The 15,661-nt window shown below is 34.7% G+C and carries 7 protein-coding genes; 1 reads left to right on the top strand and 6 read right to left on the bottom strand.

Annotation, left to right across the window (positions count from 1 at the left end; genetic code table 11):
• Window positions 1-123 precede the first annotated feature (123 nt).
• The 6 genes from BMW37_RS07655 to BMW37_RS07630 all read right to left on the bottom strand — a co-directional run bounded on the left by BMW37_RS07655 (window position 124) and on the right by BMW37_RS07630 (window position 13,671).
• Complete coding sequence (locus tag BMW37_RS07655; protein ID WP_093319297.1) at window positions 124-1,437, bottom strand: hypothetical protein; 1,314 nt, start codon at window positions 1,435-1,437, stop codon at window positions 124-126.
• A gap of 2 nt (window positions 1,438-1,439) precedes the next feature.
• Window positions 1,440-3,029 carry a hypothetical protein gene (locus BMW37_RS07650; RefSeq protein ID WP_093319295.1) on the bottom strand — a complete coding sequence of 530 codons (1,590 nt, stop codon included), beginning with the start codon at window positions 3,027-3,029 and terminating at the stop codon, window positions 1,440-1,442.
• A complete protein-coding gene (locus BMW37_RS07645) occupies window positions 3,029-5,824 on the bottom strand; it encodes an inverse autotransporter beta domain-containing protein (protein ID WP_093319292.1) in 2,796 nt (931 codons plus the stop codon). The genes BMW37_RS07650 and BMW37_RS07645 overlap by 1 nt, the downstream gene beginning before the upstream one ends.
• Window positions 5,825-6,841: 1,017 nt before the next feature.
• The gene (locus tag BMW37_RS07640; protein WP_093319290.1) at window positions 6,842-10,723 is read right to left on the bottom strand and encodes a DEAD/DEAH box helicase; all 3,882 of its coding nucleotides are present in this window, start codon (window positions 10,721-10,723) and stop codon (window positions 6,842-6,844) included.
• Window positions 10,724-11,034: 311 nt separating this feature from the next.
• Window positions 11,035-12,099: a hypothetical protein gene (locus tag BMW37_RS07635; protein ID WP_093319287.1), complete on the bottom strand. Its 1,065-nt coding sequence runs from the start codon at window positions 12,097-12,099 to the stop codon at window positions 11,035-11,037.
• A gap of 483 nt (window positions 12,100-12,582) precedes the next feature.
• The gene (locus tag BMW37_RS07630) at window positions 12,583-13,671 is read right to left on the bottom strand and encodes a galactose-1-epimerase (RefSeq protein WP_218139484.1); all 1,089 of its coding nucleotides are present in this window, start codon (window positions 13,669-13,671) and stop codon (window positions 12,583-12,585) included.
• 839 nt (window positions 13,672-14,510) lie between these two features.
• On the opposite strand from BMW37_RS07630, the gene BMW37_RS07625 reads away from it, so the two are divergent.
• Window positions 14,511-15,661, top strand: a 1,151-nt coding sequence (locus BMW37_RS07625; RefSeq protein WP_143047616.1) for an inverse autotransporter beta domain-containing protein, incomplete at its 3' end; no start/stop codon positions are given.

Raw genomic sequence — 15,661 nt, 5'->3', positions numbered from 1 at the left:
AAATCACGATAAAAATATCAATATTTAAATTTAAAAAACAAATTAATTAACAACAATTAAATATACTTAAAATAAAACATATAAATATTAATAATAATTAAGTTTCATTCTGAATAAAATTAATCACTCTTTTTGATAGGCAAAACTCACTGTTAAAAAATACCCTTGCTCACTAAAATTAGGCGCAATTGTTTGCAAGCGCGCTTTTGCATTCTGATTTATATCTTGAGTCTTGAATTTGCTCTCAACTAATTTCCCATCTTCTAAATAAAGATTGACTCGATTAGGATCGCTCTGAGTACTAAAGGATTCTTTTACAAAACAATCATTATCTTGCTCAATCGTTAAAGGAATAAATTCGCATTGTTCTTCATTGGATTTTTGATAATACAAATTCCAAACGAAAGGATATTCTTGTAATTCAGTTTCTGTTAAACGCCTAAAACGTCCATTAGGTTGTCTAATTTCAACGCTAGCAGAGTATTCACTTAACACTTTCAATGGTTTAAGATTGGTTAAAATATTCTCACCATTTGCATTAAATATCTGCACTCGCACATCCCCCGTAGTGAGTGGCGGATTTAATTTCGAAGCCTTAATAACAGGATGTTCAGCAATAATTAAGCTTTTATTATCAATTGATGCATCAATTGGTTGATTGAGTAATGTTTCAGGTTGCCCCCATACTTTACTGATGTCAAAGGCATGCAATTCATAACCTGTTCCAGGTAATTGAGGTACGGTAGTTGGTACAACAATTAATCCAATTCTATGCTTCTCATAGTCGGTTAAATCGTCTGGAATTTTAACTGCAAGGCTATTATTCCCCTCTGTAATTGAAGGCTCACTTTCTAATAACGTCACCGTAAAGTACTCAGAGAAATAAGTATCTTGCAATGTGCCTTGCCAAACGGTAGAGTGATCGCCTATCTTCTCTTCAGGCCAACTCATCCCCTCTTTTAACGTTAATAAATACCATTTTAATTCAACTGGTTCTTGTGGATCCTGTGCATCTAAGGCATCATGATCTTGAATATCATACCAGGGGCTTTCATGTTCTATTATTGTGGGCACTTCTAGATACCAACCTGCTTCCAGACCATACACTGGCTCAGTAATTAATTGCTTTTGTTCGTCAAATACTTTCACGGCTAAAGATGCAATCCATGGAGGAGTCGTTTTAACATAAAAGTCCTCTTCAGATACATGTTCACCCTCTGCTTCTGTAGTTTCATTTGGATTGATTTCAGGGGTACCCACCGTTTCTTCAGCCGCGCTTCCCTTATCACTGTAGAAAACTATCCCTACCATTAACATAGACATCACGATCATTTTGAACGGTAATCTTGAGCTTAACTTATCTCTATTACCCTCTCTTTCGCATTTTATTGCTACGCCTGTTGATCTGGCCCTTATTTCATTTATTTTGCTATTCATCTTCACTCCTCACGGAACACCACTTGACTGATATTGTTAGACTCCATCCCATTTACTTTTGCTTTTTCCTCTATTTCAGGTGCATTTTCTGGTTCATATGGAGCATAATCTCCTTCGGGAGGATCAAATGTAATTCGCATGACGTATCCTTGAACAGTTGTCGCTTTTTCTCTTTTTTGCTTAAAACGCTCTTGAACTAAGGGGTGTTGCCATAATAATTCAGGAATAGCAAGATTTCCTCCTGTATACGCGATAAGTCTGTCTTGTGTAATACTGAAATGAGCCGGATCTGACCATTGTCCTTTTAACGGCAACCCAGTCTTAGACACGCCGCCTTCTGTCACTTCTGGTACTAATAGCGTATTTCTTTCCCAATCTTGATAATCTTTTGGTTGCCAATATTCCAACCTAATTGCATCTTGCATCAAATGCCCATAAACCGTTTTTTTCCCTGGCGCAAATGCTTCTTTAGAAATATCATCTTCTATGGTAAAGGTTTTATCCCCTGATTTATCATAAAGTAATGCAAACTGATAAGATTGTGCTGGTGCAAATTCGTCGATGAAATTACCCGCATCATCAACAGCTTTAATCTTAAATCTTTGCTTTAATCTTCCATCAACCACTGTGCAAGATTCACCATTTAATCCCGGTTCAATGACTGCATGGGTAATAAACTGCTCTTTTTCATTTAAAGCACTCATGCCTGGAAATGAGAGCCCGCCATACACTAAGGTTTCAAAAACTGCTTGTGGCGCCATAGCCTTAGCATCCTTAGCTGTTAATTCAGGCTCCAATAAATAGGCCTGAGTAATATCAAGTGCATCAATAGGATCGGCCGTAGCGAGTGTATAAGGCCAGCTCCCCACCATAGTATAAGGCGTGATTTGGTATGCTAATTGATAGCCAACTGTAGAACGACGTTCACCATTAATAGTAAGCTGCTCTGGGATCATTATGGCTGTGGATTCTCCGCCTAATTCATTCACATCAATTTGAATTTTTTCCCCTGCATCATTAATTAACCACCAGGTAATCCCTTCTTTCGTTCCCATATGGACATAAGTACCACCTTGACCATCTGGCACATCATAAATGGTATAAGGATTATCCCAATCTCCATCAATATCTATGATTTGATAATTAATCCTGACAATTGAACATACTCGCACTGCGCCAATATCATTATTGACCGTTGTAACTGAACGAATTCCTGGTGTATGTCCTATCAGCTCACCTGTGGCCATAGATACAATCGCACTTGCTTCTTTATTCAAATCAAATACACCATCGGTACTGTTTTCTGGATTAAGTTTATCTTCAACTTGTACTCCATCAGGTGCGATAGCCGCATATCCTACTGTCGACACCATCACGCTCAATCCTACTATAAAACCATAAAGACGCTGTTTTTGAGTCATTTTACTCACATAAGACTCTATAGATGGCTTAGATTCAAAAAAGGTCAATCTGATTTTTTGAGGATTATCTGATGACGATCTAAGATGAATATATTCCTTTACTCGATTCACTCTATTTGGGCTTAATGCTGCATGGATGATCTGGTTTATTTTGGTTAAGATAAATTTCATTAGCGATTCCACTCCACAGCTTTCGGGATAGTTTCCCCATTGACTAACGTATATCCAAGATAATCTGTTTCAGCTTGCGTCTCACTTGTTGGATAACACACTCTGTCACGACCGACTTTTACCGTTGATGGATCTTGTATAGCGGTAAAATCAAACTTCACAGCTAACCTTAATCCTTGTTCAGATGGCACATCTGCTGAGTGCTCTTGCATGATTTTTCCCCAAGATAATTCATTATTATCATAATTATTGACTTGGGTTGAATACACAGGGTAACCAATGCAAGATTCAAGTGTTCTTTGATCATTCAATTCAGTACTGATCTCTTTACCAATAACAGGATCCCAATAAAGCCAGGTCAAACTGTTTTCAAAATAATCTGTCACATCTTCCATCTCCTGCGTGGATGGATTAACACGTTTTATTTGGACTTCATAATATCGACCTGCACCAATTGGTTTAGCATTCTCAAGTACCACGGTTTGGCCATTTATCCGTCCTGCAATCGCTACAGGATCCCTAACCAAAGCCCTGCTTAAATCGGTATTGGTAATTTGATGAATTTCCAGTACAACATTATTAGGATCAACAAACTGAGTTTCAGAGCTTTGAATAAATTGCCCCTCTAAATAATTAGGACTGGCAACATGTGGATGCGTAATAGAGTAAGCTCTAAATTGAACTAAACGAGTTGTACCATCAAGGAGTAAGGTTTTATCCCCTACAACAGTAAAGTGGTAGACATTAATATCATCAGTATCACGTACTACGATATACCGTAAACCAAACTCTAAAGCACTACTATCAAAAGGTCTAAATTCTTCTTCACCTGCAAAGCGCCACTCAAGGTAAGGATATTCTGGCAGTTCAACCGGCTCCTCATTTAACCCTCTAGCAATAAACGTCATTTTAATGGTATGGCTATTGCCTAACGCCTCAATTGTTGGTTCATCGATAGCGATGACACTTTCTAGCACTTCAGCATGAGGAGTTGAATCTTCTGTGTAATCAAACAAAGAAGTCGTAAATGCATTAACATCCAGTCGAATGATATTTGACTCCCCAACAGCACCTCGCTCTGTTGTGACAATCAACCGAATAAAGTAAGGTCTAAGCTGCGTTGGGGTAAAGTTAAATTGTGTGCCCCCTACCCATTCATATCGCTCACCGCCTAACTGGTTTGTGACTACCCATTTATATTCACTAATTGGCGCCCTGCTTTGGATTGTTGAATCAAAAGTAACTGACTGGGCTAATTGTGCTTCTGTAGGTCCAGTAATATCAACAGTGAAGTTCTCTTGCCTATATTCAAAGACAATATCGTAATTTCTATCAACCAGATCGTAACGACTACCTTTTAAGCTTCTCGCTAAACGAACATTATTTGGATCAAGTTGCGCTTCTAGTGGTGTACCGAGTTGAAAGTTCAGATTAAGGTCAAATCGCGCATCATGCTGGCTATTTTTACCCACTCTATGTGCTGCTTTTGCCGTCAGAAGTGGAATAGGCGTATAATCTAAACCAACTGTCACAGCGTAGGGATCTTTTTGACGTTCTTTGGTGCTAAACAAAGCGACTTCATCACCGAAGTAATGCTCATAAGCTAAAGAGCCACCTAAATGAGGATAACTTGGTAGGTAGGCCTGAGCTCTAATATCAAATCCTTTTGCTGGTCTTTCATCATAAATAAGCGCTTCATAATGCTTCATCACCTCTGATGTTTTCCAGTCAGATAAAGGATAGTATGTATTTGCGGCTAATTTAGCATAATCGACCCACCACTCAGCTCCGAGCCCTAACCGAGTGTTTTCACCGGTAAAATCATGATCAATAAATATATTGCTACCAGCAAGCCAGTCATCTGTTTCATAGCGATACCCGAGACCAAAGTTACCAATTGTCCGCTTTTCAACGCCACTTCCTTGACCATGGACTCCCACTTGGCTAAAAATAAGTGATTGCGTATCATCATAAAGCGGAGAAAGTAAATTAAATGAACTGCCCGCAATGTTGCCTTTTTCGTCAATCGAGATATTCACTTTAGCTTTACCAAACCGACCTAAAAACTCGTTTCCTAAGGTATTGGCCTGTTGATTAATCTCACTTTTGACACCATTTATGAGATAATTTTCAGCCTCATTTTGAAGCTGTTTTGCATTAAATTGTTTCCAATTACGCGTTGCCGCATCAGACAGTACATTTGCAGTATTCTCTTCGGTAGTTCCAGCAACATATCGACTACCAGGTAACTTTTGGACAAGTTGAGTATTATAGGCATTATTATTCTCTGCCCCTAGGGTTGGCAAAGAAGTTACCGGCTCACCTGAAGGTTTGACCTTTTGCGCTGAAGTCAAATTCTCTAACGCAGTCTCAGGCATATCGATACTCGCTCCTGCCAATAACGTTTGATTCTCATCTTGCAATTTAGGATTGAGTGCTTTTATCGTCTCTATCCCAACCCCGCTTTTAAGAGAGAGCTGATATAGCGTCATTTCTGATTCAATAACATATTCATGCGTTTTAGGCATTATCGATGCAATCGATAAATCTGGTGTGATAGCGGACTGTTCATTATCTAATACCTTATCATCTGAATAACTGTTACTACTCAGTAAAAGTAGCACTATCGCGATACTAGATAATGAGGACAATTGATAAAATGTTCTTGTTTTGCTTAATTGATATTTAAATCGAAAAGAAGAAAAGGCATGATCAAATACATGAATCAATGATACACTTTTCAGCTTTAGCGCTAATATTAATTTATTTTGGTAAGTTAAAGTTTGCTTTTTCATTTTCACTCTTTCTATTGTTAATTCAAAGCTAATCGATATTGTGTGGTTATCACACACCAATAATTATATTAATGCTTAAACTAAGTATTAATATAATTTCAAACTTACCAGGTTAAGGCTCATAACAACATTCGTTAAAATAGCATTCACTCATAAACAACTAAACTATTCCAATCACCCAAAAACCTGAAAGCATGTTTAATTACGCGTAAAAATAAAATTAATTATTTAAACTTACAAATTCATTTATTAAACTATTCATTTACCCAATCAATTCTTAATTTAAAAAAATATAAAATAAATAATTAAAAAAATAAATATAGAAACCAATTAACAACTAACCACAATTATTAATTAGACACTAAAATAAAAAAAATACAAAAAAATAAAATTATTTAGAATAACCACTAAAACTAAACTCATATAAAAATTAATATTAAAATATAAATCACCACAATTCATTATGATAACTTAACAAAATAAATTTAGGTTTTTCATATTTTTAATTTATTTATATTTGATAAACAAATTGTTTTTTAAGAAAAAAGGCTGACTTATTATTGATATTAAATTTAAACAGTAGACGTAAAATAAACAACCAAATCAAATACATATACAGTTATTTTCGGTTCTTTAAAATTATCACTGGAATAACATTTTTTTTCAAGTTTTTATTTCTCAATTATTTAAAAAACAGTAAAATTAAAAATAAAACCATTTAAAAACAAACAATTAAATAAAAATAACAAGCAAGATTAAATATTGAATTTATATAACGAAGTGATTTATTTTGAAAAAATCAATTAACAAGTTGCATTAATGTAAATATTAATTAACCTGTAAACATTTACAAAATATATCACATATGATAAATAGACTTTTTAAATATAGTCAAGGAAATGAATTTGATGTAAGTTAAAGTATTAAATTCATACTTAAATACTAATCCCTACACTTTATCTCTAAAGCATAGGGGGAGAGAATATCAAAAATTGAATAAAAAGAATAAATCGGATATTAGTCGCTCAATAAAGATAGCAATAAGGCTGGGTCTAACTTTTGCGCACCATCTTGTCCCGATAATACTTTTTCTGCTAAATCTCGTTTTTCTTGATGAAGAGCGATAATTTTTTCTTCAATCGTATTTTCGGTCACTAATCGGTAAATAGTAACAGGTTGCGTTTGTCCCATCCTATGAGCTCTATCAGTTGCTTGATCTTCAACTGCAGGATTCCACCAAGGATCTAGATGAATCACCATATCAGCCTCGGTCAAATTGAGCCCTGTTCCACCTGCTTTTAAGCTAATTAAGAATACAGATGATTTACCAGACTTAAAACGTTCAATTTCAGTTTCTCGTTTTTTCAAACTTGTCTTACCATCTAAATAACTCAATTCAATCTTTTCAGACTTTAAAAATCCCTCTAGCCTACCAAGTAATGCAACAAATTGACTAAATACTAAAATCCGGTGACCACTTTCAATTCCTTCACGGATAAGATTCATTGCTTCTTCTAATTTACTGCTCATCGCAGTTTTATCTTTAAAGACTAAAAAAGGATCACAACAAATTTGACGTAAACGAGTTAAGGCAGCTAATAATTCAATTGGATTGGTTTTCGCATTATGCAAAGCAGTTTGCCTAACCGCTTCATATGCGGAAAACTCTTGTTGAGTTAAACTAACGGTATGATTAATTTCAATTTTTTCAGGAAGTTCAGTAAGCACATCTTTTTTAAGCCTGCGCATAATAAAAGGACTCACTAAAGCGCGCAATCTCGCCATATCACGTTCATCTTTAGCCGCTTGCCCATATTTTTCTTTGAATTGATTAAGTGTTCCTAATAAACCTGGATTAATAAAGGCAAACTGACTCCATAATTCAATCAGATGATTTTCAATAGGGGTACCTGATAGGGTCATTTTTCCTTTAGCATTTAAATTCATTAATGCTTGAGTTCGCTTAGCTGTTGGGTTTTTAATATTCTGAGCTTCATCCAATACAACCGTCTGCCACTCTAGCGCATTTAGTGCCTCTTCATATAATGGCGCTTGGCTGTAACCTACAATCAGTAAATCATTTGGTTTAAGCTGGTTAATGACTTCTTCTTTATTCACCTGGCTATCTAGAACTATTGCATTCACAGAAGGAGCAAATTTAATCGTTTCGATTTCCCAATTATGAAGAACAGATTTAGGTGCAATTACAAGACTAGGGCCTTGCTTTGCAAAGTGTTCAATAATTTTAAGAGACTGTATGGTTTTACCAAGCCCCATGTCATCTGCTAAACAGACACCAAACCCATTTGTTAGAAGGTGAATAGCCCAGTTCACTGAAAACCTTTGATATTCTCTTAGTGGCACTAGTAATTTCTTATCTACTTTAACAGGCTTTTGCCACTGTTTTTCTAATTTTTGCCATCCTTTGTCGCTCTCAACTTGCATAGTTTCAATCAACTTTTGCAGTGGATACGCTAATTTTGCCTCGACTTCTTGATTTTCATTAATAACGCTATCAAGTAAATTTACTTTTTCTTGTAGGGCTTTGCTCAAGATTAATTGAACATTTCCTTGTTCTAATTCTATATATCCAGTCCGTTTAGCAGCAAGTAGTCGTTTTAACTGAATAAACTCAGCACCATCAATCTGTAGACCGCCTGTAACAGTAAACCATCCGCCTTTTTCGTTAATAGACAGCGTAAAGTCTTTCGCATTGACGACTTGTAAACGCTTACTTCCCTTACGCCAATGTAGCTTGACCCCTTCTAAAGCTGACACTTTTTCGATGATAGTACTAGCATCAGACAAGGAAAAAGATAAAAAGTTGGGATAGTGCTCTTCATCAGATGCAACACCTATTTGCTCACAAATAGTTTGCAGCTGCATTTTTTCTTGGTCTAAATTACGCACAGTCCATTGTGAAGAGCCAACTTCAAGCCATTTATCCAGATCTCCCGTAGGGGTAGATAAATTCCCATCTTCTGTTTGGTGCTCTATTTCAATATTAAATATATCATTAGCAAAACTGAGCCATAAATGTGGCGTCTCATCCCATTTAGATAGAGTAATTGATCCACTTTGTGTGGATTCATCATAATAATCTACGCTGTCTTTGATTAAACTTAAAATTGTCTCTTTTTGTTCATATTTAATTTTATTTGCTTTAGATATTGAATTTATCATAGCTAAAGTAATGTCATCAGAAGGATTAAATCGAAAATACCGCTCATGAAACTCCTCTATCACTACTTCATTGACGTCATAAGCATTATTGGTTTGTGAAAAGGATTCAGGATAGACATTTACTTCTAAATATTTAGTTTTAGGTGTTAACAAAAGGAGCTGTTTCTTTGGCTCAAAGATAATAGGAAAGTTACTCTCATCAAATACTTTGTTTGATTTTGCAACAAGCATCAGCATTTTTTTATCTGGCTTAATGAGTTTTCCATGAGGGTTAATACCATTTGCATAAGAAGCGATAATAATATCCGCATCATCATGTTCAAACTTATTACTCATTATGCCACTCCAAATCGACATAAAGCTAAGCACTCGACCTGAAGACCAACCAGATTTAGTTTGCTTTTGTATTTTACCTGATAAATCAAAACCTTCATCAAAAATCCAAACGACTCGTTCAAGAGTCTCTTGATTATCTTGCAGAGACTTCAAATTAAGTAATTCATTGATTAGTCGATCTTCTTTAGAGATAGTTGCAAATAAAGGTGGCAATTGAGATTCATAATCGTATAATTCATTAATCACCCTATGTAAAAGACGCATCATAGCGGAATCTGCAGGCTGCGCTAATGCAAAATCAATCGCTTCTTTATCTAATTGTTCTCGGATTGTTGAAAAGGCTTTATCTTCTTTAACAGATAAAATCAACAATAACAAAAGTAACATGCTGACAAATCTCACTTCTGTAACTGATTTTTTATTCCCATCGGTTTTTCTCAGCTTGAAATAATTTTTAGTCAAAAAATCCAAGGTGGAACGTTTGTCATGTTGTACGATGATTGAAGTGATATAGTGAAAGAATCGATCCAGTGTAAAGTTAATTTGATTGATTTTTTTAATCATTTGGTGTTTTTCTGTTTCAAATACCTTTGGCGCAATAATTTTCAAAACAGCGATATCAATGACTTGCATTAATCCGAAAGTGGATTTAGTGTCTTTCACAAAAGAAGCTCTTTTATCTAGATAATCCATACCAATTGGATTAGATAAAGCCTCCCCTATCCCGTATTGTTCAGAATATAATCCCATCTCATTTATGTAATCATAGCTGAGTTTAGCCTTACTCAATCTTTTAATGATTTTATGATCCTGCACTCTATGCATAAGCGAAAATCGATTTGAGTTCAACTCATGTAATATCGCAAAGGGTAATATATTTGAGTAGAAATGGTATCCATTTTCATCTAATGGTAATTGCCAAAAAATATCTGAATCTAGAAATTTGATTAATCCATCAATTTCATTGACGTCAATTTGATTAGAATTGCGTTGTGGCTCTAGCATTGTAAAGAAAAAATCAACCTCAGATGTAGAAGCTCGGTGGAACTTTTTGATGCGCTGCTTTGGTATACCTGAAATATATGCGCTAACAATTAATGCTGCAAACCCATTATTAGTGAGTTCATAACCAGACTTTACAGATTTATTGATAGTTAAAAACCCTAAATCAACTAAATTTGAACTAGCTAATCGAATTTTATCGTGAGTAATCGTTTTTAGCTCATTAATTTCAATCAGGGATTTATGAATTTTAGACGGTGAATTTTTTATATCAAAACAAATAAGCAAAAGCGTATAAAAATCAACCTTATCTAGGTTGAGGCCTAATTGTAATTTTAGCTCGTTGTTATTGTGTATGTTTGAAAAAATAGAGTGCATGATGATAGTTATACCTTACTAATTATTAGTTTTGATAATGAAGTTTTAAGTATGGAGTTTAAGTTTAGCCATACATTAAAGGTTAATAATTTGATTATATCAGATCTGAGAGCGAGGACGAATGAAGATAATATGACAGAATGATTCTATGAGAGGCTGTAATTTGAGGCTGTAATTTGAGGCTGTAATTTAAATTGCAGCCTCTTTACAGGGTCATAGAATTTGGTGATCGTTTGACAGATCACCTTTAAATGAAAATGGCAAATACACAGAATTATTTACAGGGTCCTCCGAGTTGATTACAGAGTCTCTTAGTTTTCTATAAATCCTTTATGCACTGCAGTTTCTATGAGCTTAACATATCCATCAGTTTTACGCTCTAAAGTGTCTTTTTCTTGTTTTAGTGCGTCTATATCCTGCCCCATGTTTCTAGCCGTTTCCCCAAAACTGCGTTCTTCATCCCTTAGCTGTTTCAATTTCTGATCGCGCTCATCAATAAGTGCTGCAAGCTTAAGATCATAATCAGTTTTATATGCATCAAACACTGCGTCTCTTTGAGCTTTTATTTCTGCATAATATTCTTTACTATGCGTTTTCACCCTATTATAGATCTCTTGTTCTTTAGGCTTGAACACTTCTTTGTTATATTGAGAACGAAATTTTACCGGTGAATTATCATTTTTAAAACTATTTATTTTCTTTACAAAATAGCTTGTCACTTGCTTCTCACTGTTAAATTTTTGCCCATCAATCTCTACTGTACTCCAAAAATCATAGCCCTGCTGCCTAGTGTCTGTGCGTTGCTTTTCTTGAGCGAGTATGAGCTGTTTAATTTCTTCAATTCTAGTTAAATCCTTCTCGTAAGGTGCCCTAATTTGAGTTAATCGAGCCATACCATCTGGCGTATCGACTAATATTAGATTTTGTTGGGTTAAATCTAATTCGCTTTCTAAATTATGGTAATAAGGGAAGATGAATCTTGATTTTTGTAGATCAATTAATGTTTCATTGTCATTTTCCACTACCGCAAGCACCGTTGTAAATGGAAATAGCTCATTTGCCTTTATGACTTGTTTATAAAGAATTGGGAAATCATTTACCCCAGAGTTATCTAACTTAGCGTACATATTCTCAGTGCTTTTAACTGTGCCCGCTGCATTATAGAAATCAAATAGAGGATCGCTAAAATAATCTTCCATTTCTAATGTTTCAAGCTGCATACCTTTAAACTTTTGGGATACTGCCTTTGCTACATCTGCTTGAGATGGAGCAGCATCACTTTTGAGTGGTATGGTTAAAAAGCATAGCATCAAGGGTAAATATTTAAGGTGTTTAATGCTTTGTGTAATAAATGCTTGTTTAAAGAAAGTGATCATACGAGATTATCCCTAGAGTAATTAAGTGTTTAATTTAACGTTTTTACGTAATCGGTATGCTAGTATAACTAAACTTTTAAGATTTAAACATATTGAAATAAAAATTAGTGATGGGAGAAATCACTTCGTTTTCGCTAAGGCATTAATTAATAAACTATTTAATGCTTACTTGTGCGTAAGCATTAAATAATAAGTTAAAACAAATACCTATCAATAATCAGATTATGATTTACTCGGTACAGGAGTTGAAGGGATGGGGACTAAATCTCTAACGCAAACAACATTTTTTAAAGTCTCAGCATCACTGACAAAAGGGGGCACACCACCACCGAAACTCTTTGATATAAATTACCAAAAGTTACCCCACCTATCCTTACAAACAGAGATCTCCCGTAGCTGCTAATTCCATATATAAGCTCATACAATTTTCAGCCATAAATGAAATAGACAATTTAAGTATAGACTAATGAAAATACATCTATTTCAAAACATAAACCCATAGCTTGTTGTATGGTGATAATGTACTTTAGCTGGCAAAATACCTTGATGTAAGCCTAAACCAAATTGATTAGGGCCATCTGGAATATACTGAGTCTCAATTGCAAATCCACTACCACGTTGATATCGCCCGTAAGGACTTGTGTTGCCTGCCAAATAATTACCAGTATAAAATTGAGCAGTGGGTTTAGTCGTTTTAACAACCATGGTGACATCTTTATCTGGAGAAAGCACTTGTGCTACAACAGAATTTGAATTTGTTAACTCTTGATTAAAAATAAATGTATGATCAATCTCTTGTTTTAGATATGTAAGGCTTTTAAAATCAAAATCTGTTCCACTAACAGGCCTCAATTCGCCAATAGGTATGTTTGCTTGATCGACAGGAAGGTAATAATCAGCGCAAATCTCAAACTGATGCTCAAACACCGTTTTATCACTCTCAATGCCTGCTAAATTAAAGTAGGCATGATTGGTTAAATTAACAACTGTTTTATCAGCACAAAACGCTTCATAAGTAATCGATAAATTATTGTCATCTGAGAGATGATACAAAATTGTTACTGATAGTTCACCAGGATACCCCTCTTCGCCATCAGGTGAGAGATACCCTAATAATACTGAAGAAGGCGTGGTTTCCAATATTCTCCATCGTTTTTTATCAAAACCTTGATAGCCTCCATGTAAACTGTGAACATCTTGATTCTGAGGCAGTTGATAGGTTTTCCCACTTAAGCTAAATTGTCCATTTGCAATCCGATTACTGTATCGACCAATTATTGCGCCAAAATAAGCAGTTTGTTTAATATGTTCGTTCATTGAAGGGCTACGTAACACGACTTCACGACCATGCTGATTATTCGCATTGAATATTGGCAATTTACAACTTAACCAAGTCGCACCAATATCCATAATTACCACACTCATGCCATTACTATTTAAAAGAGGGATAAATACGGCTGGTTTTCCATCTAACCACGGTGAATCAGTCCAATCTGCATTTAACCAATCAAAAATTAACTGATTTTGAACGCTTGCATTGTGTGCTTTATCGCATTGAATTATATTCATCATTTTCATCACATTTATGAAGTTTAGCTAAAGATTGGCATCCTCCCCACTCTGAAGGTCAGGGTTTATGGAAAAATGGATAATTTAGCTCATATTAGATTTAACCGTATGCCTCGCCTTTTATTATCAATCTTTTACTTAAGGAAGCAATACCTGAAAGATGTTAGCCTGCACTATCGAGTATAACATGAATGTACTTATTTTCAGTAAGTGGGTAATGTTCCGTTTAGTAAAAGATTCAATAACGCTCTGTTCGTTAATCGTATCAAAACCTTACACATTTATAAATTAAAATTATTTTTTAACATACAATTCATAAGGCGTCTACTTAGTTTTTTTATAACTAAACCTATGGCATATTGACCGCCTATGCATGCTAAAGACAGTAAATTAAATATGATAAAAGGCTGTAAAATAATAAAAAACCTTAACTGACTTTAGCCTAACTCCACCTTAAAAACTTTTAGTTTTTCAATTAGATAAACTAAAAAAATAAGTGGCGATTCAGCAACTGAATTAGAAAGCCAATCAGCTTAAACCTGCTAAACACAATCCTGCTCATAATGATCGCGACTCGATTTATGCAAAGTTTTTAAATCTTTCTCTTAGTTAGACTCTTAATTTTTCATACACAAAATAATATATTTCTCAAACACGTTTATCATCAAATATCCTCACAGATCAGCACTATCAAATATACTTTTTACAAATTACAAAGAATTTTTCATTTATAGACATTGTAACTTATGATACTGTTACAATAGTTTGTTGCTAAACAAAAATTGCATTTTGTAAAAACATTTTGAAATAAATTTAGATATAAACATTTGGATGGGAACATTATGAATAATCAAAAAAGCAAATCCTTATTTATGTTTATATGCTTGTATATTATTTCACTAGAAAGCTATGCAATTGAAACTAAAGGCACCGCTCAAATTAACATTGGTGATGAAAAACATATTAGTGTTCTTATTCCATTAAAACATACAGAAACTTATACGTCCTTTACACAAGGTCTAATCCGAGATGGTATCTACAGCTTAGGGTTTGGTCACCGCACTGAGAACGATGATTATTTAATTGGCATTAATTCTTTTTACACAATGGATGAAAAGGATAAAAGCCGTTTAAGCATCGGTTTTGAGGCATCAAAAAATGAATTTAAATTTAATGCAAACCAATATTTTGGCTTAGATGATTGGATGCTTGAATCCAATGAATATACTAAAACAGCAGATGGTTTTGATGTATCGTTGGCATTTAGACCACAAAAAGCACCAAGCTTTTTAGGTAAGGTATCTTACTCAAAATTTGAGAAAAATCCTGAACTATTTAAATTAGGAGCTAACTATCAGCCTATCCCACTATTGTCCTTTAATCTAGATTATGATTTAAACAATGAAGATATCACTGGCTATATTCAACTCACTTATCGATTTGGGGAAACTTTGGCCGATCAGTTAGAGCCTAACAACTTAGCTAAGTACCAATCTTTACAAGCACAGAGATTAGATTTAGCTAAATTTGATACCAATTTATATCAACAAAAGAAAATAGTTTTAGATGAATCAACGAACATCATTTCACCACTTAAAACGCTAACACTTTCAGCACTTAATGAATTTGTTGAAGTAGGTGAAACTAACACATTACAAGTAAAAGTTTTTAGTCAAAAGAACGGAGAAATTTTTTTATTAGATGATGTTATCGTCAAATTCAAATCTGATGATTTAGTATTAGGAGTAGCTACTTCTGAAAATGGTTTAGCTAGATTAGACTTCACATCTTATGAACCTGCTTCATTAAATATTTTTTCACTATCTGACCAAACTCAGTCAAATACTATTACAGTATCGTTCATTGAACAGGTTATTGAACAACCTATAATCCCAACCCCTGAAGTGCCTCCTGTAGATGAGGTCAACCCTGAAGTGCCTCCTGTAGATGAGGTCAACCCTGAAGTGCCTAATCCTGAAATACCTGAGCCTGA

Source organism: Thorsellia anophelis DSM 18579, from assembly GCF_900111395.1.
Lineage (GTDB): Bacteria > Pseudomonadota > Gammaproteobacteria > Enterobacterales > Thorselliaceae > Thorsellia > Thorsellia anophelis.
This window is presented reverse-complemented; position numbering and strand designations above follow the sequence as displayed.